Below are 24,377 nucleotides of genomic sequence, written 5' to 3' on the forward strand. Positions count from 1 at the left end.
TTCATAGTGTATTACCTACAAATATTGGCATCAGAATAATGCAAATTTTTACTTGAAGCCATGACAGCAGGTAAGGATATAGTCAATTTCTTGTTTATTTACGCTTGAAGATGATCGGGTAAATAAAATAAAAACGGAGGCAACAGTCAGCCTCCGTTTGTTCAGCAAATTAGCGTTAGTGCATTATTTCTGTGACTGCTTTTCGGCTTCTTTTTTCTCTTCTTCCAGTACTTCACGATACCAGCGAGGATGGTGTTTTTTCGCCCAACCGCGAGTCACCCAACCTTCAACCATGCTACGAATTGAGCCTTTCACCCAAAACGCTGCATAAGCGTGAACGATAACGGTAATAATTAGTAAGATTGCGGCAAATGAGTGCACCAGCAATGCAATACGAATCACCGGAATGGAGAAATATTCAGCAAAATAAGGACGCCAGATGATGATGCCACTGACCGTCAGCAGGATCAAACTGATAGATAATGCCCAGTAAATGCCTTTCTGACCTAAGTTATAGTGACCAATATCACCCGCTTCTTCATTTTTTAGCACTTTATGAATATTTTTAGCCCAAACTAAGTCATCTTTATCAATAAAGTTGTACTTCAGGTATCTGAAGAACATAAAGATAAACAAAATCGCCATCGCACTCCCCACAAATGGGTGAAGTAAACGTGACAGTTGAGGCGTACCTAAAATGTTCATAAACCAGTTCAGAGATGGGAAGAAGAAACCCAAACCACTGATGGCTGTGAATAGAAATACAATCACAACAACCCAGTGATTAATTCGCTCTGATGCGGTATGGCGAAGAATTTTATCACCTTTCTTCTTCATCATTTTTGCTCCTCCTTATTCACAGAGGTCTGTGTTTTAGAAGATGCTTCCATCTCTTTTTGTGCCGCTTCTTCATCTTCTTCGGTGGTGCGGTTAGGGCCAACACCTAAGTAGTGGAAGATAGCACCTGCAAATGTAGCAGCAAAACCAACCGCCGCTAATGGTTTCCAAATACCTTTCCAGAATTTAACCGTTGAGCTAATTTCTGGGTTTTCTGGTAAACCATGGTACAGGTTGGGTTTATCCGCGTGATGAAGCACGTACATAACGTGTGTGCCACCAACGCCTTGTGGATCGTAGAGTCCAGCGTTGTCATAACCACGAGTTTGTAACTCTGTAACACGTTCATTGGCAAGATTAATCATCGACTCTTTTGAGCCAAAATGGATAGCACCAGTCGGACAGGTTTTAACACAAGCCGGCTCTTGACCCACTTCAACACGGTCTACACACAAGGTGCATTTATAAGCACGGTTATCTTCTTCATTAATACGCGGTACGTTAAAAGGACAACCAGCAATACAGTAACCACATCCGATACAGTGCTCAGATTGGAAGTCCACAATACCGTTAGCATATTGAATGATAGCGCCTTCTGCAGGACATGCTTTTAAACAGCCCGGATCAGCACAATGCATACAACCATCTTTACGGATCAACCATTCCAATTTGCCATTCTCTTCAACTTCAGAGAAACGCATCACTGTCCATGATTTAGCCGTTAAGTCCGTTGGGTTGTCATAAACACCGACGTTAGTACCAATTTTATCGCGGATATCGTTCCATTCAGAACAAGCAACCTGACAGGCTTTACAACCAATACAGGTGGTAACGTCGATAAGTTTTGCCACTTCTTCCTTGTAATCCCGCACTTGTGGTGCGGGAGTAAGGGAATTGGTGGCAGAGCGACGAATAATGTCTTGTGATTGCAGTGACATAATTTATCTCCTTACACCTTTTCCACATTAACAAGGAACGCTTTAAATTCTGGCGTTTGTGTATTTGCATCACCGACGAATGGCGTTAGGGTATTAGCAATAAAGCCTTTAACCGCAACCCCTTCAAAACCCCAGTGGATCGGAATACCAATGGTATCCACTTTGCGACCATCAACATCAAGTGTTCTAATACGTTTGGTCACTACAGCTTTTGCTTTAATGTAACCACGTTTGGAACTGACTTTAACGGTGTCACCTTGAGAAATACCTTTTTCTGCCGCTAACCGTTCACCGATTTCGATAAATTGTTGAGGCTGAATAATGGCATTTAACAGCGCATGTTTTGTCCAGAAGTGGAAATGCTCAGTCAGACGGTAAGTCGTACCTACATATGGGAACTCTTCTGCTTTACCCATCTCTTCCCAGTCATCTTTAAACACACGTGCTGCTGGGTTTGAAACAACATTTGGATGCAGTGGGTTGGTACCTAATGGGGTTTCAATTGGCTCATAGTGTTCAGGGAATGGACCTTCTGCCATCTTGTCGATAGCGAATAAACGCCCCATACCTTCAGGTTGCATAATAAATGGACCAACATCAGAGCCTGGTGCGGCATTGCTATAGTCAGGTACATCAATACCTGTCCATTTGCTACCATCCCATTCGATTAACTTGCGTTTTGGATCCCATGGTTGACCTTGTGGATCTGCTGATGCACGGTTGTAAATAATGCGACGGTTTAAAGGCCATGCCCACGCCCAACCTAATGTGTTACCCAAACCTGATGGGTCTGAGTTATCACGGTTAGCCATTTGGTTGCCGTTTTCTGTCCAGCTACCCGCGAAGATCCAACAGCCACTTGCCGTTGTACCATCATCACGTAACTGAGCAAATGAGCTTAGTTGCTGACCTTTCTTCAAAATGATATTGCCATCAGCGTCTTTTAAGTCGACAAGGGCTTTACCATTGCTCTCTTGAGCCACTTCTTCAGATGTTGGATTATTAGGATCAAAGTAATCCCAAGTCATATTCAACACCTGCTCAGGCATTGCGCCACCTTCTTCTTTATAAAGTTGGCGTAAACGATGGAAAATACCTGAGAGAATTTCACCATCAGGCAGTGCAATTCCTGGGGCATCAGCACCTTTCCAGTGCCATTGTAACCAGCGTCCTGAGTTAACAATAGAGCCGTTCTCTTCAGCAAAACAAGTCGTAGGTAGACGGAAAACTTCAGTTTGGATATCTGCTGTTTTCACATCATTCTCTTCACCGTGGTTTTGCCAGAAACAAGATGTTTCTGTATTTAACGGATCCATGGTGATAAGGAATTTCAGTTTTGATAATGAACGGATCACTTTGTTCTTATTCGGGAATGAAGCTACAGGGTTAAAGCCTTGGCAGATATAGCCATTGACTTCACCTTTATCCATCATTTCGAAATATTGCAGAACGTCGTATGGTTTATCCCATTTAGGTAATAGTGAGAATCCCCAATCGTTATCACGTTGAGCATGATCACCATAAAATGTCTTCATCATACTGACGAAGAATTTAGGATAGTTACCCCAGTAGTTAACCTGCCCTTGGACGGTCGGTTTTGGCGTATTGGCTGCTAAATAGGTTTCTAACGATGTTTGCTTTTCAGAAGGCAAGGTTAGGTAACCCGGTAAGCTTTGTGATAACAGACCAAGATCTGTTAAGCCTTGAATATTAGAGTGACCACGTAGAGCATTAACACCGCCACCTGCCATACCCATATTACCTAACAGTAATTGGATCATCGCCATAGTACGAATGTTTTGTGCACCAACAGTGTGTTGAGTCCAGCCTAATGCATACAGGAAAGAGGCTGTTTTATCTTTCGCTGCTGTTTCAGCAATATATTCACAGACTTTTAAGAAATCTTCTTTTGGTGTACCGCAAATCTGAGTGACCACATCAGGTGTGTAGCGACTAACGTGTTCTTTTAATAGATTCCAGACACAACGAGGATGTTGAAGCGTGGTGTCGCGTTTAGCGAAACCATTTTCATCCATCTCGTAATTCCAAGTGGTTTTATCATATTGACGTTTTTCAGGATCGTAACCACTAAAGAGACCATCATCAAAATGGTAATCTTCGCGCACAATCAAGCTGGCATTGGTATAAGCCTCAACGTACTCTTTTTGATATTTTTTATTTTCGAGCAGATATAAGATAACCCCCGATAAGAAGGTGATATCTGTACCTGAACGAATAGGCGTATAGAAATCCGCAACAGACGCAGTACGTGTGAAGCGAGGATCAATCACAATTAACTTGGCTTTATTATGGATTTTAGCTTCCATTGCCCAGCGGAAACCGACAGGGTGTGCTTCAGCCGCATTACCGCCCATAACGACGATAAGGTTGGCATTTTTCATATCAACCCAGTGGTTGGTCATCGCACCGCGACCAAATGTTGGAGCAAGACTTGCTACCGTTGGTCCGTGTCAGACACGCGCTTGGTTGTCGACAGCCAGCATCCCAAGTGCTCTTGAGAATTTCTGGGTCAAAAAGCCTGTTTCGTTACTTGCTGCGGAGGCACAAAGCATCCCCGTTGATAACCAACGGTTTACTTCAACACCTTCTTTATTGAATTTTTCGAAGTTGGCATCGCGATCTTTTTTCATTAAGCGTGCGATACGATCAAAGGTCTCTTCCCATGAAAGTTTTACCCATTTATCTGAGCCGGGAGCACGATATTCAGGATATTGTAAACGGCCTTTACTATGGATAAAATCAACGAGACCAGCACCTTTAGGACAAAGTGCACCACGGTTTACTGGGTGGTCAGGATCACCTTCAATATGGAATATGGTTTCTTTTGCGTTTTTCGCGCCATCGCCCAGACTATACATTAATAGTCCACAACCGACAGAACAGTACGTACAGGTATTGCGAGTTTCACGGGCACGCAGTAATTTATACTGACGTGAGCCTGCTAACGCAACAGCGGGTGCAAAACCTAAGGCAGCCGCTGTAGTACCTGCCATACCGCCAGCACAGATCTTAAAGAACTGTCTTCTGCTGACCTGCATGGGGTCTCTCCTCATCATACATTGCTTTTACTGACTCTGATTTTCTTCACGAAAACAGGAGCTGATTGTTTTTTTATTCCTATTATCCTTAATAGGATCAGGTTCATTGCCTGATAGGTAGTGTAAAATCGTTTTACCCGTATTGTTATTATGTATTAATAAAATTAGGAATTCATCTTATGGATGAAACAAAATCGACAAACTTGTTAACTAAACGTGTAATTGTTGGCATAGATCAAACAACTGTGCAACACAAAGGCTCCCTTAACCAAGCAGAGCAGGATTATATTGCACTCGAAGTTCCAGTTGCATTAGTGTACAACGGAATATCTCACGTTGTTATGATGGCAAGCCCTAAAAATTTAGAGTTATTTGCTGTCGGATTTTCCTTATCTGAAGGCATTATAGGATCTTCTAACGAAATTCGCAGTATTGAAATCGTTGAAAGTTGCCATGGTGGCACAGAAGTACAAATAGAATTATCAAGTCGGCGCTTTATGCAATTAAAAGAGCGACGTCGTAGTATGGCGGGGCGCACCGGATGCGGTATTTGTGGTACAGAACAATTAGCAGAAATTTTTCGCCCTATAGCGCCATTACCTTTTACACAAACATTTTCACTCTCTTTGCTTGATAACGCACTCGAGCAACTAAAAACCGTACAGGAAATTGGCGAGCTAACAGGATGTACTCATGCCGCAGCTTGGCTATCTCCTGAGGGGCAATTACAAGGCGGTTGCGAAGATGTCGGGCGCCATGTAGCTCTTGATAAGTTGATTGGCTTAAAAACACAACAAAAGTGGACAGAGGGTGCAATATTAGTATCAAGTCGTGCAAGTTATGAAATGGTGCAAAAATCAGCAATGTGTGGTGCCGAAATTTTATTTGCGGTTTCCGCTGCTACCTCACTCGCCGTTGAAGTGGCGAATCAATATAATTTGACGCTGGTGGGTTTTTGTCGCCGTGGAAGAGCAACTGTTTTTACTCATCCACAACGACTCACTGATTAACGTATGTGGTGAAACATCCAAAGGTTGGGTTCCAGATAGACACCATATTGACGTTGAATATCGATATTTAACGGTGCCAGCCCCATAGGAATGGTGTAGTCACCACTGACAGGAAATCGTAATGAAGTCCATTGTTGCCATTTTTCTGTCGGTGCTTCAATTTTCATAGACTGTGGGGCAATTTTGATCGTGGTGGCACCTAAGCGCCAATGTGTACGTATCCAAGGATCAAAGGGCTCATCATTATCGTTTTTCCATTGGCAATATTCAGCAAAAGAGTGCAATGGATAACAATGTTTTAATGTAGGGCGTACAGGTACAGCAACACCGAGGTAACCTTGTTTTTTTGCATGCTCCTTTAAGGTATTAATTAAGCGTTGAGCAATACCTTTCCCCCGATAATGATGATCGATAGTAACCGACAAAGCAGAAATAAGATGGCAAGGTAATTGTTGTTCTTCAGCCTCCATGCCTAGCTGAAAAACACGATCCCAACCTTCATCTGGTAAATCGTTGAGAGAGTTGGTTTGCCAAGGTAACGCAATGGAGTTAATTACACCAATAACCTTTTCTTCTGTTTGCGTTTTTAATACCGCCATAAATTGGTAATGGGAAAAAGGCACATCATATAAGCGTTCCCAATAGCTATCATCAACAGAAGTTCCCATCATAAAAGCAGGCCAATGGTTGGCTATCATGGCTTCTGCTTTATCTAACAAATCGTTGCGATGGTAAAAATCGGTGATAAATATATTCATGATATACATATACCTTTTGTTAAGAAGCAATAGGTGTCCATAGTTCACCTAATTTATAGTCCCACTCTTTTGGTTTAATGGGAATGCGCCCCGCATTGGGGGTAAAGGTCATTTCACTAAACAGTAGTGTGGTTTCTGACATTAAAAAATCGACCCGACAATAGGCAAAACCGTTAGCTAATTTGTTGGCTAATGTGAGCATATTGTCAAATTGTAGCGGTTTTTCAATATATTCTGGGGTATTGGGATCTTCTAAAGTAAAAGGCTGTAATTGCCATTGTGTATCATAAACATTGATATACTCGCATCCCTTTGTATCCGAAATATCAATTTCCGCATAATGAGGCTGACCATGAAAACAGTGGATACGGCATGTGGTTGGGATCATCGGACATTGAGTATCAAAAAGGTCGATATACTCTTCACAGATAATTTGCGCACTAATATTTTTATAATGCCATTCACGAGTAACGTGGTAGAGATTTCTCTTTAAATGAAAATTAAGTTTCTTTTTTGCCATCTCCAAATCAAATTGAGATTTATCAAGGCAAATAATAGTACTGCCACTGTCATGATTACATTTTAATACGAAACGGTTAGGTAGTGTATTAAGTTCGATTTCATTTGGATGGCGATAAGTATTAAGGATTTTGACCAGATATTTTTCGCCTATCTTTTCTTTTACATACTCCCTGACACTGATTTTATCTGCTAAGCGTGTATAGATAGGATCTCTATCAAATAACATACGTGCATTGATTTTTTCATTCAATGACATGGGGTGGCGAAAATTAGGTTGATAACCTAAGTTACGAATAAATTTATTTTTTAGATAAACACGATCTGGCTGTGCGAGCGTGCGTAATTGTTTGAAATAATATTCTAAAATTTTCATATGCAACTGTTTATTTTAAATATTTAAGTAAGATAAATATAAATTTTTATTTATATAATTTTGCCTTAGGAGAAATTAATTTTTTATTAATTTAGCCTTAATGTTTTTATGTATTTATAGAAAACAAAAATACAAAAGAATACAGATATATTCTTTGTTGTATTATCATTTTTTTATATAGAATCAATGGCTTTCTAGATAAGCTTTATAGAATAAAAAAACTATTATAGAAGAGAAAGCAATATTGACATTAAGAGAGAATTAATAAAAAGATGAGAAATTAAATATATATTAATATGTAGACCAATTTGTTATATTTATAGGTCTATCCCAGCGGTTAAAACGCAATCCTTTGCCTGTCCTATTTCCATGTGTATCTAAAATCTCATAATACTCTTCAACTATTTGGCTACGACCGCGTTGCCATTCATTGGTGGTAGCAGCAGGATCGATTAAATAAATATCACCTACAACGGTATATAACTCACCTAAATAACGAACTTTACGTGTGGTGGTGGTGGAATAGTGAGAGAACATCACTTGGTAGGTTTTATAGTGTTCAGGTTGCCCATAAGGGCCATATTTCATCGCAATATAGCGAATTCCTTTAGTACCAACAGGACTCGTACCACCTGGCGTTGGCATATCGGGTGTAATATTAAAAAGAGTATAACGTGAGCCAACCGTTGGTTGCCTTAGCGCTTGGCGATAACTATAGCTATCCATTCCTGAAGCTGTCCATGTTCTATCCACCAGACCATTTCCTGCCCAACAATAGCAAGATAAGGCGAGTAAAGGGAATGAAAGAGGGATAAACAAGGCTCTAGCCAACATAAATACTCCTTTTTATTACTATTATGATGCCAGAAAACTAGGGTGTTATTCCGTAAAATAACGCTATAACAGCGTGCCATTTCTGATGCTTATCCCTTTCCATTCCAAAAGGTTATTAAAAACAGAAAATAATTGATTATATTTTGGACAAAAAAAACGTTTAGATAATAAAGGTGAAAAGGTGATAAATAAGACAGTGTAGAGGTAACCGTTTATGAACCCATTAACGACATTACGTGTTGCAAGCGTACAACTACAACATAAGGCTAATGATAAAGATTATAATTTAGCCAAAATACATCAGTTTATTGAGATGGCTGCCAGTGAAAAAGTGAATCTTCTAGTATTTCCTGAAATGTGTATCACGGGATACTGGCATGTCCCTAAATTACCGGCGCAACAGGTTTATGCATTAAGTGAAAAACTGGCTGATAGCGCATCATTAAAATCCATTAAACAAAAAGCACAACAGTATGCAATGGCTATTGGTGTTGGATTAATTGAACGGGATAACAATAATAATTTGTATAATACTTGGGTTGTTTGTATGCCTGATGGTTCATTACAAAAACATCGTAAATTGCATGCATTTGAACATCCGGTTATTTGTAGCGGAGATCAATACACCGTATTTGATACCCCATGGGGGATTAAAATGGGTATTTTAATTTGCTGGGATAATAATTTAGTTGAGAACGCACGGGCGACGGCGTTATTAGGGGCAGATATTTTATTGGCTCCTCATCAAACTGGCGGAACCCACTCTCGTAGTCCACACAGCATGAAACCTATTCCAATGGCGTTGTGGGAAAATCGTCAGCAAGATCCACAAGCGTTACAAGCTGCTTTTCAAGGTGAACATGGCAAAGGATGGCTAATGCGCTGGTTACCTGCTAGAGCTCACGATAATGGTATGTTTATCATCTTCAGTAATGGGGTTGGGCGTGATGAAGAAGAGGTGAGAACGGGTAATGCGATGGTTATCGATCCTTATGGACGTATTGTAAAAGAAAGCTGTGCGATAGAAGACGATATGGTCGTCACGGATATTGATTTAACGCTTTTGCCTGAATCAACAGGGAGACGCTGGTTAACGGGCAGAAGACCAGAGCTATATCAGATCCTCACCACTCGACAAGGTAATGAACAAGATCCGATTTCCGTTCGTTTTGGTAACAAAGACTAATAGAGATAATTATAAAAAGAGCATAATTATTTATCAGGCAAAAGATTAACACCTAATATTAATTTTACTAATTTATTTTATGTTAGAATAATAAAAGAAACTAATATAGGTTTGATGATAAATAATGGATACACGTTTATTAAATGCTTTTGTGGTGTTAGCTGATACAGGGCACTTTGGTGAAGCTTCCAAACAGCTTTGTATTAGCCAACCCGCATTAACTAAACAGATTAAAACGTTGGAATCACAACTGGATATCGTGTTGTTTGAGCGTGGTCGCCATGGTGCAAAGCTCACGCAAGAAGGACAATATTTACTCAATCAAGCTCAAGTAGTATTACGGGAATCCCATATTTTAGAAAAACAAGCTCGTCAATTAGTTGAGCCACAAAAAGTCTCACTTTATGCGGGATTCGGTCTGTCATCATTAAGTTTTATTACTTCACTATTGGCGAAATTTAATCAAATTGAGCCAAATATTAGTGTCAATATTGATGATATGTCTTCTCATAAAATGGAAGAAAAATTATTAATGGGTGAACTTGATGTGGCTTTTTCTCGTTTACCCGTTATGCCCCCTTTACAAGGGATAGCGTTGACACAAGAGCAACTGATGTTAGCTATTGCAACACAACATATTACGGTGTTGGAGGCAGATTATAACCCATTACATTATTTCGACTCATTAGGGCTTATTCTACTTGCTCCAGAAAAAGGGAAAAAACTGTATCAGCAGATACATGCTTTTTTACAACAGCATAAACTAGCACCGCGTTTATTACAGCAATCTCAAGATATTCAGACCCAATTAGCGCTAGTTGCAGCTGGGTTAGGGATAGCATTAGTGCCTAAAAGCGCGCAATTAATTTGTGATAAACAAAGAGTCACATTGTTACCTCTATCTGGGTTATACACACAATGGAAAATTGGTGTAATTTGGAATAGTAATATTAAAAATAAAGAACGTGATCTTTTTATTAAAATAATTACTGAAAAAATTGATATTAAATAAACAATTAGCTTTCTTTATTTCTTTTAATATAAATATTCTATTTCAATTTTTAGTCTCTATTAAATATTAATTAGTTTTAAAATAAATAGGAATAATCAACTGAGATCACTCTCACAAAAAATAAACATAAGTTTATAAAGGTTTTATTTAAGCTTTATGATAAAAAATAATTTAAAACATTAAGTTAAATGATTTTTGTTTTGTTAAATGTATTTAATGGGAATTAGCGTGCTTTAAAAGATCTATTTACAATAAAATAAGAATGTTTAATATCAAAGGGCAGTCAACTCAAGAAAGGTACTTGCCTTGTTTTAATATTGAGTAAGAAAGAGAGAATTAAAATATCTCTCTCATGGATAATTTATTAGTGATAATAAATTATGATCTTATGTAATAAATAATAAGGAAGTTATTATGAAAAAAATAAACATTTTTACGGGTACTCTATTTGTTTTATCTAGCATAAGTATGGCACAAGCAGAAATCCATTCTAATCAAAGTGGCCCTTTAACCACCATGAGTGTGGGGGCGAGTGATCCCGTGACTCATGGCCCTCATCAATCAGCAGGTGGGGAGCCGGGTGTTGGTATTTCTAATCTATATGGGGGTAAAAAAATTGGTTTTGCGTCATTAACACCAAATAATATGAGTGGTGGGGCGGATAGCCATGGTGTTTATACTGTCCAATCTAATCATCATCATAATAATCTTGGCGTTTTTCATTTTTCACAGGTGACTGATGCCAATGTCTATTTTGGTACTTGGGCAAAAACAGCCTCTGTTACAGATATCACTCATCAGTCTTATTATGTAGGTAAAGAGGTTACTAGTACGCTACCGACAGACAGTGCAACTTATACCGTAACAGGTATCAGTCAATATAGTGGTGATAATTTACTGTCTGGTACTTTTGATGTTGATTTTTCACAAAAGACAATTGGTGGTTCACTGGCTAATAGCCTACGTACTGTCGAGTTAGAACGTGGCAATATTTATACCGCAAATAACCAAGTAACTTTCTCTGCAGATGCAAAAGAAGATACCACATCCGGTATTGTTGAAGGGGCGTTCTTTGGTGAAAATGCTGAAACATTGGCTGGTATTGTCGTCTTCCACACCGATCATACTAAAGATATTGGTTTTGGAGGAAGCAAAAATAGTGCTGAAGTAGATACTGCAACAGATAGCGTAACAGATAGTGCAGAAGCCTCTTAACGTTAGGTTTTAAGTTCGGAGCTTAAAAACAATTTAGTCCTTTTACATACGTGGTATTAGTGGTCATTAAGCTAGTTTTTAGCAACAGATAATCAAATATACGGTTATCTGTTTTTTTTTGCCTTAAAAAACGGATTGTAAGGAATAGATCTATTGTTATTATAAGGATAAACCATGCGTTATTATCAAAGGCTAATAAAGTCATTATTTATTATTAATATCTTATTTCATTCGTCACAGGGGGCGGCAACACAACCTAATCAAGAGCAGCTTAATAAAGAGAAGGTCGCTCAATTAGGTCAACAACTGTATCACCATTTACAGCAACAGCAGTGGTATCAAGCGGAAAAACTATTAGTTAATTATCAGCAATTACCATTACACGAAACTTTATTAGTCTATTATGCTCAAGCACTATTAGCACAGAAGAATGGTAATTTCTTACAAGCTGAATTTTATTATCAGCAGCAACTTAAGCAGCAAGCAGATTTTATTCCGGCACAAACAGGTCTAATTCAGCTCTACTTTTCTCAAGGAGAATATAAAAAAGCACAATACCAGCTAAATCAATTAAGTCGTTTATCGGGATTATCACCTGCCATTAATCAAGCAATTATCTATTATCAGAAACAGCTTAACGATTATTTTAAAGCTAGGCGTTTTTATCAAATCAGTTTTTTTTATGATGATAATATTAATCATGCACCTTATCTTGATGAGCAAATTGTTTCGCAATCAACGCAAGTCATCATGACCAGAAAAGGCGCTCAACCTATAGCATCGATGGGGGTTAGTCATCTTTTTTCTTTCTATCAGCCCACTTTTATTTACGCTAATAATACCCTATCAGGCTATTTTTCAGCACGCTACCGTGATTATTTTGCATATAAACAAGCTAATTTTACACATTTATATACTCAATTAAGTTATCAGTACCAAAAAAAGGATTATCGGTGGACCTTATCTCCTTATTATGAAATAAAATCACCTAAAAAGGCGTTTGAGTATCAATCTATTGGGGTATATACCGGGCTATTTTTCTCTATTAATAAATATCATTCTATTAATTTATCTATAAATTATTATATAAAGAAATATAATAAAGAATTAATAAACTTAAATAATCATAAGCAGCTATATGCTATTAGCTATTACTATACATTAGCAGAGAATGTTCAATTAGTTAATCAATTAAACTATTATAGTAGTCGTAAAAAAAATACTTTATTAAATTATCAGCAATATGATATAAAAACGGGTGTTTATTACTTATTACCAAAAAATTGGCAAGTTTCTCTTTCTTTACAATATCAATTTAAAAGTTTTAATAATTATAATCCATTATTAAATAAGAAAAGAGAAGATAATGGCTTTGTTTTTACAACAACTATTAAAAATAAAGCACCTATTATCTGGGGTTTTTATCCAGCAATAGAATTAAGTTATACCCGTAGATTAAGCAATGTGGATTGGTTATATCAATATCAGCAGCATGAAGTCTTATTTAAATTAGAAAAACAATTTTAATTAATTTAATGCATGACTTCTTTATTAATTAAGTAGGTAACACAATGCATGTAGTGCTTTTTCACAAACGTACGTTAGTCTCCATGATGGTTTCACTCTCCTTATTTTCTCTCAATAGTTATTCCAAGACGAAGGATAATACAACCGATCTTGGACAAATTCAGGTTGCAGATAATTTAGAAAAAGATCAACAAGGTTATGCTCAAGTCTATGAAAAGGATGTGGCTAATATTTATTTAGGTAAAGCCCTTATTGAACGTTATCAAGGGGTATCGCCTGCAGATTTATTTAAAAGCGCGATAGGTGTTTATAGTGGTGAAGCCCGTAATGGAGGAGCATTGGATCCGAATATTCGTGGTATTCAAGGCCAAGGGCGTATCCCCGTTACTGTGGATGGTACTGAGCAGGCGATTACGGTTTATCGTGGTTATAGCGGTGCATCTAATCGTAACTATATTGATTCAAATTTGATAAGCAGTATCTATATAGAAAAAGGTCCTTCACTTAATCCTAATATAAAAACAGGGATTGGCGGAGGGGTTGCCATTAAAACATTAGATATACGTGATATTGTGCCCATTGGTGAGTCTTTTGGTATTAATTTTAAAGGGGATATTAGTAATAATGCCACAGGCTATAAAGATATTTATATCAATATGATTGAAGATTATCGTAATTATCCAAAATTCTATCATAAATATTCTTTTTTAACTGATCCCGCATTAGAAATAACACCTGAAAAAAATAAAGATTTAAAGTTTAATGACTATGCGTTTCGTATTGGAATAGGATTTGAGAATGAAAAATTTAATTTACTCTTTGCATATGCATTACGTGAAAAGGGAAATTATTTAGCAGGTAAAAGAAATAAAGACGATTATCTTAAAACAGATTACATGCATGAGATACATGCTACAGATCATAAATTCAGGTTAACACCTTATGTGCCTTTTATTGCTCATATTTATCGACCTGGTAATGAAGTGCCAAATACATCTAATCGTAACCGCTCTTTTTTAGTAAAAGGAACTCTATTTCCACAACAAGCGCATCGTTTCTCCATTAATTATCGATACACCGATTTATTATTTGGCGATATTATGCCATTACGTTTAAGTTGGGCTCGTTATGAAGAAAATTTAGTTAATCAATGGCCTTTGGCAAATATTACACAACAAGCAGGCATATTAACTTATCAATATAAACCAGAAGATAAAAAAACAGATTTATTACTGCGTTTATGGGGCAATTTAACGACAGGAAATACTAATACTCGAGGAGGAGCACCTCGACAACCTAAGAATAGAGATATAACTAATGATTTTGATCGATATTTATTTATGAAATCAAAATCTGAAAGTGGTATGAGTTATGACACTGATACTCGTTTTTTAGATACAGCTTCTCTATATCAAGATAATAATCGTTATGGTGTTGATTTTTCATCGTTATTTAAATTATCACCTCAGTTTTCTATTTCTTTTTCCGGTCAATATCAATTGGAAAAATTAGATAGTCATGAGCTTGAACTTCCCATGGGTTTTGATTTCGTGACCGAGGGGCGAGCAGGGCAACGTCATGAAGTCAATTTAGCGTTAGCCACAGATTGGAAACCATTACCCTGGTTTGCGATGAATATTGGCGGTAAATATCATTACTATCATCTGACGGATACCTTTTTAAATAATAAACGGAAGAATAGGGTTAAAAATTACGAGAAAACAGCCCCTATCCGCGGTTATCTGATCTCTTATCGACGAGTATTAACGCCAGAAGAGTATTTACTCTATCGCGCGGTTAATAAAATTGATGTCGATACTTTACCTGACGAGTTAAAAAATTACCGAAATTCTGCTGAGCTGAGTAAAAAAATTAGAGACTTTCAACAAGCGGATTTAGTTTACCCTGAAGGTGGCGCTTTGCTAGAGGAAATCAAGGAGCAGATAGTTAGGCCATATCTTCAGAGAATACAGCATGATATGGAGCATGAAGATTTTCTTCGTAATAACCATGGAAAGATGCAAATAAAAAACGCTAAAGCTATCCCGATGAAAAGAGAGTTTAGCCTTTGGTTATTTGATGAAAATGGCGTGCTATCTAAGAGTAAGAATATTTTACTTAATGGTTTTCTTGATATGGAGGAAAAAGTCCCTCATCCAGTGACGGGGGAGTTAGTCTATCGCTTTGAAAAAGATGTTATTAATCCTCAGGCATTTTCTCTATCAGAAGATATTCAAGATCCCTACGCACTGGAGCCTAGCTATCAGCATGGCGCATTTTCCCCTTTAATCTCTGCCACCCTTTATGCCAACGATATGGTGCGTTTTTATGGCCGTTATACTGAGCAATTGCGTTTACCTAACTTATTTGAAGATACCAGTGGTTTTTCAGGCTCTAAAGCTCGCTATTATGGTTTTAAGTTAAAGCCAGAGCGTGCCAAAAGCAGTGAGTTTGGTGTGGTTGTTGATTTTACGCATTGGTTGAATATAGAGCGCCATGCTGATATTAAAATTAATTACTTTAAAACGAACATTGAAAATGTATTTGATAGAGATGCTAATTGGCAAATTAGACAGTTAGAAAAACAAATATTAGAAGGTGTAGAGTTACAAGCCCGGTTTGATAATGGATTTATTTTCTTTGATACCGCATTAGTGTATAGCCATAAAAATAAAGTCTGTGATGAAAATGCTTTTTATGAGCTTGATGCATCAGGATTATCGGGTATTAAAAACTGTATGACAGGGGGATACCCTGGCGGATTTTTGCGCACCTCAATGCAGCCTAAATACTCAGTTAACCTACATTTAGGCACGCGCTGGCTAAATGATAAATTAGAATTAGGTAGTCGCTGGCTCTATTCATCAGAAGTTGAAAATAAAGATGAGAAATGGCTTAAAGAAAATTTACCTAATAGCTATTTTGGCATAAATAATAATCCGATGCGTTGGGCAAAAGTATTTACTATTGATGCTTATGCAACTTATCAATATAGCCCCAATTTATCTTTTGAAATAACAGGAAGTAATTTATTAAATGAATATTACATTGATCCGCTGACCCGTTCTGGTATGCCGGCACCAGGAAGAAGTTTGCGATTAGGTGTAACAGCCCAATTTTAATACAAGGATAAAATAGGAGTTTTATTTATGTTGGCACTTTCTGTCAGACAGCCACTTAATATTTATTATTGGCTCATTGCGATATCATTAGTTTATATCAGTTTATTGAGTTGGGTGCTTAATTCATGGTCTATGACAGAAAGTGCGCACCATATTGATCAGCAACAGCAAAATACATTATCGGTCTATCAGGTGATGTTTTCGCCACCTAAACAATCTACTACCATGATTGAACCGAGAATAAAGATCGAGTCACAACAACCACCTATTGCACTACCAAGAAGTGAGAACGGTGAATTTATTGAAGCGCCCAAACAACCCGCAAAAAAGCGTCAACAACAACCGACCCCAATAACACCTAAAGTGATAAAACAGGTAAAAAAACAGCCAGTAGTAGACAAAACAGTACCTATAAAACCACGTGATTTAACAAATCACAACATAGTTCAAAGTACATCACAACCATCAGCAGAAAACTTAACACAGCATACCGCGAGTTCATTGGCTGGGAGCAGTCGTGCATTAAGTGAAAATGGTATTGGACAGGGAGAGTCTGAAAATCACTATATCAGTTTATTGCGCCGAGAAATTGAGCGTCATAAGCGTTATCCTGCGCAAGCTCGTCGTATGCAAGATGAAGGGCTGGTTGTTGTGCGTTTTTCATTAACCAATGAAGGCTATATTTCATCCGTTGCACTTGAACAGACCTCAGGGGTGGCATCTCTTGATAATGCTGCACTTGCCGCGGTAAAACGGGTAAAACCAATTGGCCCGAAACCTAATAACTTATCTGATCCTTTAACTATCTCGTTAAAATTTCAATTAAATTGAATAAAAAATACCTAAGTCAATATTACACTTAGGTATTTTATGGAAATAAAACATTAGAATAAAACAGTCATATCAGCCAACAAGGTATTAGGCTCAAAAAAATAGAGATGAAAATAGAGATTTTTTTGATCTTCTTGACTAAAAATACAAGATAAATCAATTTGATAAGTATAAAAATAACTTTTATTATCGGAAATAGGATGATTAAGTAATGGGGTTATTTTATAAATAATATTATCTTGATCTGTGGTGAGCTTAAATTCAGCAGAACCAATAATAGTGCCTTGGGTCGCATCGCCCGTTCTTGCCACTATAGCTAATGATTGTTCCTGCGTAATTGCACACTGTAATAACAAGGTGATTTTTTGTGATAAACCCACTTTGCCAATCGGCTCTTCTGATGGTAAGCAAAAATAGGCATCGTGATTTAACAAAATACAATTTTTCCCCACTAACATATCACTATAGCCATATTGAGCTTTGCTTAATTGAGTCATAAACCCATGATTTAAATCGAGTTCATAGCTCTTTTTTGCTGTGGGTAAATGATTTTTAGTGTCAAGAGGTAAGGATGCATAACCATCATAAAAACGAAATATAGGTGCAGATTCGGTTAACCAAGCTCCTGAGTCAGCTTGACAGCTTTTTCCATTGTGACGACTTAAATAAAGATTTACGCCATTAAAGCAGTAGCCAGGAATATTAAGATACGATTTATTATCTCGATTACCTTGACCGATAGTAAAACTATTATTGTTAACATCATCAAGTACCATATATTTTAACCCTCCCCAAGGTGTGTCAGAAATATAGCGAACGGAGGGTAAAATTTGCGTTGGTGACAGATAGGCTTTCTGACTGTCTGGGGTAAAAAATGTGTCGTTTTTTATAACATCATGGCTATCTCCTGCCACGCCATTACAGCCTTCATATTGAAAACTATCTACCTCTTTTTCAGGTGTTAAGTAGTTCTGTTTTAAACGGATCACTGCATCAATATGAGAGTAGGATTCAATACTTTGTAGCATGGATGTTCTATGTAATATATCTTTTCCCATCTCAACGTAAGTCTTGTAATAACTGATTTTTGGATCATGGCTATAGTCATTTCCATAAAGCTCTAAGCTATTCCAACGAGCAAAGGGGGTTGTAAATTCAATTTCAAAACTACGTTTAACCCAAGTTTGATAGAAAGATAAACCAGAAGTATAGATACCCACTAAAAAAGTATTACATTTATTATAATCATCTTTAAAAACTTGGGAGGTCTGCTGATAAATGGCTTTATGAATATTGGCGTTAAATTTATCAATGCTGTTTCTTAATGTTTTTAGATTATTTTTGAAATAATCCTCTTCCAGAGCAAGTTTTTCTTTATTGGTTAATATATCGCAATGGGCGGCGACAAAAAGTGCGCAACAGTGGCAATAAAAAGGCAATCCTGCTGATTGTGCTAAATTTAATACTAATGGTTGTTGAGCAATAATTGTCGAAATCACATCATCAAAACGGTTAAGAACTTGTTCCCGTAAATCTCGTAGTTGTGTTTCTGAATAATGCACATTGGGGTCAAGGTAACGAGCGAGAGAATCTGAAAATAATTGATAAACGTCGCTAATACCTTCTGTGGTGAGTTTAATGATTTTTATATTGTTATCAGTGATTTTAGCATCAATAATACGAGAGACATGGGCAATAATTTGCTCAGCTAACGAGCTATCTTTCATATTTTTATTCATGAGGCCAAAAAGCGCGGAAGTAATTTTTGAAAGTACTCCCCCAACAACAGGTATTAGACCAATGATATGACCCACGACCACTTCACCCACCATAATAGGCGCATTAAGCGGATCTTGTTGATTAAATTCATCCACAACAGTGGGTAATATATTACTGTTGCGATTAATCATATCTAACATCCCATCCTTTAAGTCCTCATATTCAATGCAGGTTAAAGGTTGAGTGCAGGGGAGTGACGAAGGGCTTATTGATATTTTTAACGGATTTAAATGCATAAAAGAGACTCCTTCTCTGACGTAGTATTATTTAATTCCATTTTTCTATTAATTGAGGTGTACCTGATAAGCCGTTATAAACAGTGATAGATAATTCTGTACCACGGATTTCTACGGCTAAATAATCTCCTTTAAATAGCGCACCACTATTATAAACTGGGACATCGCCGAAGATCTCACTGCCACCATAACGGTTATCTTGACCAACATAATGGGTATGCCCAACAAATACCGCTTTTACCCCGTAATGTTCTAGCATATATTTAAAGAAGGTCAGCTCTTCTTGAGATGATTTTTCTGGGAAGTGTTGGTTTCCATCATGGAAGTTTAATATGATGGTTTTATTGCTATTTCGGGCCTGAATTAAATCTTTTTCTAACCAATCAATAGAATCTGTGACATTAATGGTTGAAGCTGACCAGTGATCGAGCACCACATGATAAGTGGGATAGTTTTGTAATTGTACAAAATGAATATCACCATATTCCCAAGAGTAAGCCTTACTACCTGAATATTCGCTACTATCGTATCTAAAATTACCTGAAGTCGCATAATTACGATACTCTTCAATACGGTAGTGCATATCAAAAACCATGCCCCTTGCACAGGCATTCATACTGTAATCGGCATTACTCGGCTCTGCACAGTCCCCTACATTGTTTTGATAGTCGTGATTACCAAGTCCAACATAGGTATTAAATCCTAAAGGTGAAGGGGCAAACAGTGCACGAAAACTCTCACGTTGGGAGCGACGGCCAAATTCTGTTAAGTCACCATTTATAATGCCAAAAGCAAAAGATTTTTCACGGTGTAATGCTTGAATACTGTCTCTAACGCTTTTTACGGTGGTTTCCCAACGGGATTGATCATTATTGGGGTCATTATTATCTAGATCTAGACGCCAAGGTTGTGGATCTGACATGACAATAATATTGTAATCAGTAGATTGTGTTGTTGTCATTGCGATACTCCTTGTTACATTTTTATCGGTTAGCCTCCTTTTTGACCTAAATAGCCATAAACTACAATTGCAAAGTTTATTAGTGGACTGTGCGAAACATTGGAGAAAGTAGTGAAAAAGAGAAAGCGGCGCTCTAGAAATAAAACCTATAGAGTTACCGCTTTTTTATGGTGAGGTAAATTGATTAAATGGCTTTCTTCTGTGATTTATTCGCGATCCACAGTCCGCTCATTTTCATCGAGTAACCAAATAAAATACCGAGAATGAGTGAAGGGATAGCTTGTGTTAAATGACCTTGTGCGGCAAAAATAGTACATGCGCCAATAAAAGTACCCGGAATATAAGCCAGTAATGTGCTTTTAGCTTGCACACACATTACAAAGGCAATTACACCGGTGACGGCGTAGCCAAAAATCGCACTATCATTAAACAGTTGGCTACCATAAATAATCGCTAATGCCCAAATAACACCACTCATAATAGTCGCAATCGTCACGACTAAGCCTTTAAAACCTTCTTTAGGGTAGGCGAAATAAGCCGTGCAACCTAAAAAACCAGCCCAACTTAATAAGTCAAATTGGCTTGCAACAAATGCCCAAATGGCAGAAAGAATGCCTGTTGTCAGCGCAGTAAAATAAAGCGTTCTCACGATAGACTCTTAAAAGTAGTGGGGATATTTACCCTGTTAACTAAAGGTGAAGTTTAGCATTGTCATTAGTTGATTTACTATATTTAGATCATTAAACATCATCATTTAAATAACAAATTTTTTGCTATCTGAAATCTATTTATCTATTGAAAAATAAAAAGATAAAGTAAACGATTGCTTTATTAGATTTATCGTTAAATAAAAAATAACCAAGTATGTTGTTTGATATATATTATTAATAGGTTAATTAAAATCGAGTATATAAATAATATAAGAAATAAAAATAATTAATTTATGACACTCTTTTTGAAAAAAGCATTACCTAACTTTATATCGTATATATGCAATTTTTACCTGCTATAACCGGTAAAGTAATATTTACACGCTATAGCAGGTAAATGGCTAAATGTTAGCTAATCTAACAGCGCGTGCTTTCATTCCATCTAATATTGTATTGCTAATCTCAGAAGGAAAATCCTCGGGTAATTGCTGTTTTACGCGTTGTATGACATCGTCCATTTCTTGATAAAAATAACGAAGAATATCGCTCATTAATGAAGGATCGAAACCGACAGCTTCAGCTGTTTGGTAGAAATGACGAGGAAAAATTTGTTCTATGGCGTATTTTTTGCCTCGGCTTGCTTTTAATCCCATAGCAAGTTTTGCATCTCGTGGATTAAGTCCTCGTCCTCCGAAATTGGGATAGATGGACATAATGTCATAAAGGGGAGTGAGATGGAAACGTCCTTCTTGGTTGATAAAAACAGAAAAATTCTTTGCGTGTCCATCCGTTGCAGCCAAAAGCCAAAATAGCACTTGTGCCTTCATAAAATGAAAACGATCTTGATCGGCATTTGATGAGCCAAGTAAATATTTCATAATATCGATAATGCCAGGCCCTCCTTCATTTTCATATTTTAGCGCAGAAGGTATATTTAAAATTTGGCAAAAATCTTCTTGAGGTAAACGTATTATCCACGATTTATCAGATGAATATTTTCTATCAAAACGTTCTACAGCAAGCGCTTTAACATTTTTTGTTTTAATAATAGAGCAGTGGGGGACGGGAAGATCAAATTCTTTGGCAATTAAGGTACAAAGATACTCATTTTCTACACTATTGGATAAATCCATTGTATAAGAATGACTTTCAATAACACCAATTGGCAGTTTAATAATATGGGTAGTTGGTGTGTTATTATGTGGCACACACCAATGATTATCTTTTAAAAGTAATGCTGTTTTTTCTTGTGCTCCAGCGATGGAAATTCTGAAATCAGTATATTCTTTAAGCATACCGAGTGGAGTATTGGATTTATATCCTAGTAGAATTTTTTCAAGCTCAATATCATTGAGTTTTTGATATTCTATTTTTTTGATATCCGCAGGCGTACTGCCACTAGGAAGTAACCTTAATGCACCAACAGTATCTGCACCGATAGCCGCTAATAGGTCAAAGGGTTGATTTGAGTTCGCATTATAGCGACTCACAATACGATTTCTAATTTCAGTATTATCAGGTAACAGATTATCAAAGAAATTATAGACACAGTCTCCTTGATATTCTTGAAGCTGTAATGGCATCGAAAGAGAGATGGGACGACTTCCTGGTTGATTAACCCAATCTTCAGTATATTGGAATGAATGCGCACCTGAGCTTTTTTTAGTAAAGATGCCCACATAGTATTCATTCATATATACATCAAGACTCGCCATTTACCACTCCTCTTTCCATTCACTTTTGTGTGCTAAATTATTTTTAGCATCTTTAGGATGAATTTCCATCTCTAAATTTAGTGCGGAGAGCAGTTTGAAAAAGGTTTCTAGTTTGGTGGAATTAGGATTAAGTTCAAAATTGGACACGGTATCTTGTCGGATCCCTACTTTTTGGGCGACTTTACTTTGAGACAGTTTTTTTGTTAATCGGACATCTTTTAGATGCACACTGAGTTGATAGGCATTAATTATGATCATCATCTTCTACCGGTTATAGGCGTTAATATCTAATATACCGGTTATAGCGTGTAGATCAAGATTTAATGGTTATAGCGTGTAGAGTTATAATTACCTGCTATAACCGGTAAAGTAATATTTACACGCTATAGCAGGTAAAGTTTGGTCGTTACTTCCCAATACAGAAACTAGAGAAAATTCGCCCTAATAAATCATCTGATGTAAATTCACCAGTAATTTCGCTTAATGCTTGTTGAGCAAGTCTTAACTCTTCTGCTAATAGCTCACCTGACTTGGCATAAACCAATTGCTGATAGCCTTGTTGTAGGTGTTCAGCGGCTGTGTTTAATGCTTGTAAATGACGACGGCGCGCTAAGAAGCCCCCTTCAGTATTGCTGTTAAAGCCCATGGCTTCTTTAAGGTGTGAGCGTAGTAATTCAATGCCCATTCCATCACGGGCAGATAAACGGATCATCGGATAGTCACCTTGCGAGGTGATCTCGGCAGGTTCACCCGTTAAATCTGATTTGTTGCGAATAACGGTGACCGGCAGTGTGCTAGGTAAACGAGCCATAAACTCAGGCCAGATCTCTTCCGGTGTCGTCGCCTCGGTGGTGGTACTATCAACCATAAAGAGGACTCTATCTGCTTGCTCAATCTCTTGCCATGCACGCTCGATACCAATACGTTCTACTTCGTCACTGGCTTCACGTAAACCTGCTGTATCGATAATATGTAATGGCATACCATCAATATGGATATGCTCGCGTAATACATCTCGTGTCGTACCCGCTATATCGGTGACAATGGCCGCTTCTCTTCCCGCTAATGCATTTAATAAGCTTGATTTACCAGCATTAGGGCGCCCGGCAATGACGACTTTCATCCCTTCACGCAATAGGCTGCCTTGGCGCGCTTGCGTACGAACATCGTCTAATTGACTGATAACCGTATTGAGTTTGCCCTCGATCACCCCGTCAGAAAGAAAGTCTATCTCTTCATCAGGGAAATCAATAGCCGCTTCAACATAGATACGTAAATTGGTTAAGGACTCGACCATCTCATTAATATGAGAGGAGAAAGCACCTTGTAAAGAGTTAATCGCAGAGCGTGCTGCTTGCTCTGAACTGGCATCAATTAAATCGGCAATCGCTTCAGCTTGCGCTAAATCGAGTTTATCGTTTAAGAAGGCTCGCTCTGAGAACTCACCGGGCTTAGCAATACGGATACCGGGAATTTGTAGAATACGCTTTAAGAGTAAGTCGAGAATAATTGGGCCACCATGGCCTTGTAGTTCTAAAACATCTTCACCCGTAAAAGAGTTAGGATTAGGGAAGAAAAGGGCGATACCCTGATCAAGCACTGAGTTATCTTCATTGCGAAAAGGAAGATAGTCGGCATAACGTGGCTTAGGTACTTTGCCTAAAATAGTTTGTGCTACAACAGCCGCTTTAGGGCCAGAAACGCGTAGGATACCAACACCGCCTCTTCCAGGAGGTGTGGCCTGAGCGACGATAGTATCAGTGCTATGCATGGTGAACTCGCTTAATCAGAATAATCATTAATCGTATAAAA

The 24,377-nt window shown here is 37.6% G+C and carries 19 protein-coding genes; 7 read left to right on the plus strand and 12 right to left on the minus strand.

The genetic code is table 11. From position 1 onward, the window contains the following. Window positions 1–183: 183 nt before the first annotated feature. Genes fdoI through fdnG form a run of 3 tightly spaced genes read right to left on the minus strand, consistent with a single transcriptional unit; the run spans window position 184 to window position 4,834 of the window. On the minus strand, window positions 184–840 hold the full coding sequence (gene fdoI, locus PMI_RS15385; RefSeq protein ID WP_004246538.1) for a formate dehydrogenase cytochrome b556 subunit: 657 nt from the start codon (window positions 838–840) through the stop codon (window positions 184–186). Beyond that, window positions 837–1,775, minus strand: coding sequence for a formate dehydrogenase subunit beta (gene fdxH, locus PMI_RS15390; RefSeq protein ID WP_004246537.1), 939 nt, complete (start codon window positions 1,773–1,775; stop codon window positions 837–839). Before fdxH ends, fdoI begins: the two co-directional genes overlap by 4 nt. Window positions 1,776–1,786: 11 nt before the next feature. Then, window positions 1,787–4,834, minus strand: a complete 3,048-nt coding sequence (gene fdnG, locus PMI_RS15395; RefSeq protein WP_086935855.1) for a formate dehydrogenase-N subunit alpha — start codon at window positions 4,832–4,834, stop codon at window positions 1,787–1,789. A 179-nt stretch (window positions 4,835–5,013) separates the two neighbouring features. Here fdnG and fdhD point away from each other — a divergent pair, with 179 nt between their 5' ends. Next, window positions 5,014–5,844, plus strand: a complete 831-nt coding sequence (fdhD, locus tag PMI_RS15405; RefSeq protein ID WP_004246534.1) for a formate dehydrogenase accessory sulfurtransferase FdhD — start codon at window positions 5,014–5,016, stop codon at window positions 5,842–5,844. Here the strand turns inward: fdhD and PMI_RS15410 are convergent. The 3 genes from PMI_RS15410 to umoA form a co-directional block, all read right to left on the minus strand. Then, window positions 5,841–6,602, minus strand: coding sequence for a GNAT family N-acetyltransferase (locus PMI_RS15410; protein WP_004249959.1), 762 nt, complete (start codon window positions 6,600–6,602; stop codon window positions 5,841–5,843). The genes fdhD and PMI_RS15410 overlap by 4 nt on opposite strands. 19 nt (window positions 6,603–6,621) lie before the next feature. Further along, entirely contained in the window at window positions 6,622–7,497 is an 876-nt protein-coding gene (locus PMI_RS15415; RefSeq protein WP_004246527.1) for an ATP-grasp fold amidoligase family protein, read from the minus strand. A gap of 291 nt (window positions 7,498–7,788) precedes the next feature. After that, window positions 7,789–8,331: a flagellar biogenesis regulator UmoA gene (gene umoA, locus PMI_RS15420; protein WP_004246526.1), complete on the minus strand. Its 543-nt coding sequence runs from the start codon at window positions 8,329–8,331 to the stop codon at window positions 7,789–7,791. Between the two features lie 214 nt (window positions 8,332–8,545). Here umoA and PMI_RS15425 point away from each other — a divergent pair, with 214 nt between their 5' ends. The 6 genes from PMI_RS15425 to PMI_RS15450 all read left to right on the plus strand — a co-directional run bounded on the left by PMI_RS15425 (window position 8,546) and on the right by PMI_RS15450 (window position 17,224). Further along, window positions 8,546–9,517, plus strand: coding sequence for a nitrilase family protein (locus PMI_RS15425; protein WP_004246525.1), 972 nt, complete (start codon window positions 8,546–8,548; stop codon window positions 9,515–9,517). A gap of 124 nt (window positions 9,518–9,641) precedes the next feature. Continuing rightward, window positions 9,642–10,529: a LysR family transcriptional regulator gene (locus PMI_RS15430; RefSeq protein ID WP_012368630.1), complete on the plus strand. Its 888-nt coding sequence runs from the start codon at window positions 9,642–9,644 to the stop codon at window positions 10,527–10,529. A 414-nt stretch (window positions 10,530–10,943) separates the two neighbouring features. Beyond that, window positions 10,944–11,744, plus strand: a complete 801-nt coding sequence (locus PMI_RS15435) for a Slam-dependent surface lipoprotein (RefSeq protein ID WP_012368631.1) — start codon at window positions 10,944–10,946, stop codon at window positions 11,742–11,744. A gap of 174 nt (window positions 11,745–11,918) precedes the next feature. After that, window positions 11,919–13,271, plus strand: a complete 1,353-nt coding sequence (locus PMI_RS15440; protein WP_012368632.1) for a surface lipoprotein assembly modifier — start codon at window positions 11,919–11,921, stop codon at window positions 13,269–13,271. A 44-nt stretch (window positions 13,272–13,315) separates the two neighbouring features. Beyond that, a complete protein-coding gene (locus tag PMI_RS15445) occupies window positions 13,316–16,393 on the plus strand; it encodes a TonB-dependent receptor domain-containing protein (RefSeq protein WP_012368633.1) in 3,078 nt (1,025 codons plus the stop codon). A 27-nt stretch (window positions 16,394–16,420) separates the two neighbouring features. Then, a complete protein-coding gene (locus tag PMI_RS15450; protein ID WP_012368634.1) occupies window positions 16,421–17,224 on the plus strand; it encodes a TonB family protein in 804 nt (267 codons plus the stop codon). 53 nt (window positions 17,225–17,277) lie between these two features. Here the strand turns inward: PMI_RS15450 and PMI_RS15455 are convergent, their stop codons facing one another. From PMI_RS15455 to mnmE, 6 genes are all read right to left on the minus strand, one after another. Next, entirely contained in the window at window positions 17,278–19,239 is a 1,962-nt protein-coding gene (locus PMI_RS15455; RefSeq protein WP_012368635.1) for an insecticidal delta-endotoxin domain-containing protein, read from the minus strand. A gap of 31 nt (window positions 19,240–19,270) precedes the next feature. Further along, window positions 19,271–20,200 (minus strand): metallophosphoesterase, encoded by a 930-nt coding sequence (locus tag PMI_RS15460; protein WP_004246518.1) that lies wholly within the window; start codon window positions 20,198–20,200, stop codon window positions 19,271–19,273. Window positions 20,201–20,384: 184 nt separating this feature from the next. Further along, the gene (locus tag PMI_RS15465; protein WP_012368636.1) at window positions 20,385–20,849 is read right to left on the minus strand and encodes a DUF1097 domain-containing protein; all 465 of its coding nucleotides are present in this window, start codon (window positions 20,847–20,849) and stop codon (window positions 20,385–20,387) included. Between the two features lie 402 nt (window positions 20,850–21,251). Continuing rightward, window positions 21,252–22,565 carry a type II toxin-antitoxin system HipA family toxin gene (locus PMI_RS15470; RefSeq protein WP_012368637.1) on the minus strand — a complete coding sequence of 438 codons (1,314 nt, stop codon included), beginning with the start codon at window positions 22,563–22,565 and terminating at the stop codon, window positions 21,252–21,254. Then, window positions 22,566–22,823 carry a helix-turn-helix domain-containing protein gene (locus PMI_RS15475; RefSeq protein WP_004249771.1) on the minus strand — a complete coding sequence of 86 codons (258 nt, stop codon included), beginning with the start codon at window positions 22,821–22,823 and terminating at the stop codon, window positions 22,566–22,568. Between the two features lie 148 nt (window positions 22,824–22,971). After that, window positions 22,972–24,336, minus strand: a complete 1,365-nt coding sequence (gene mnmE, locus PMI_RS15480) for a tRNA uridine-5-carboxymethylaminomethyl(34) synthesis GTPase MnmE (protein ID WP_012368638.1) — start codon at window positions 24,334–24,336, stop codon at window positions 22,972–22,974. Window positions 24,337–24,377 lie beyond the last annotated feature (41 nt).

This window comes from Proteus mirabilis HI4320 (assembly GCF_000069965.1).
GTDB classification, from domain to species: domain Bacteria; phylum Pseudomonadota; class Gammaproteobacteria; order Enterobacterales; family Enterobacteriaceae; genus Proteus; species Proteus mirabilis.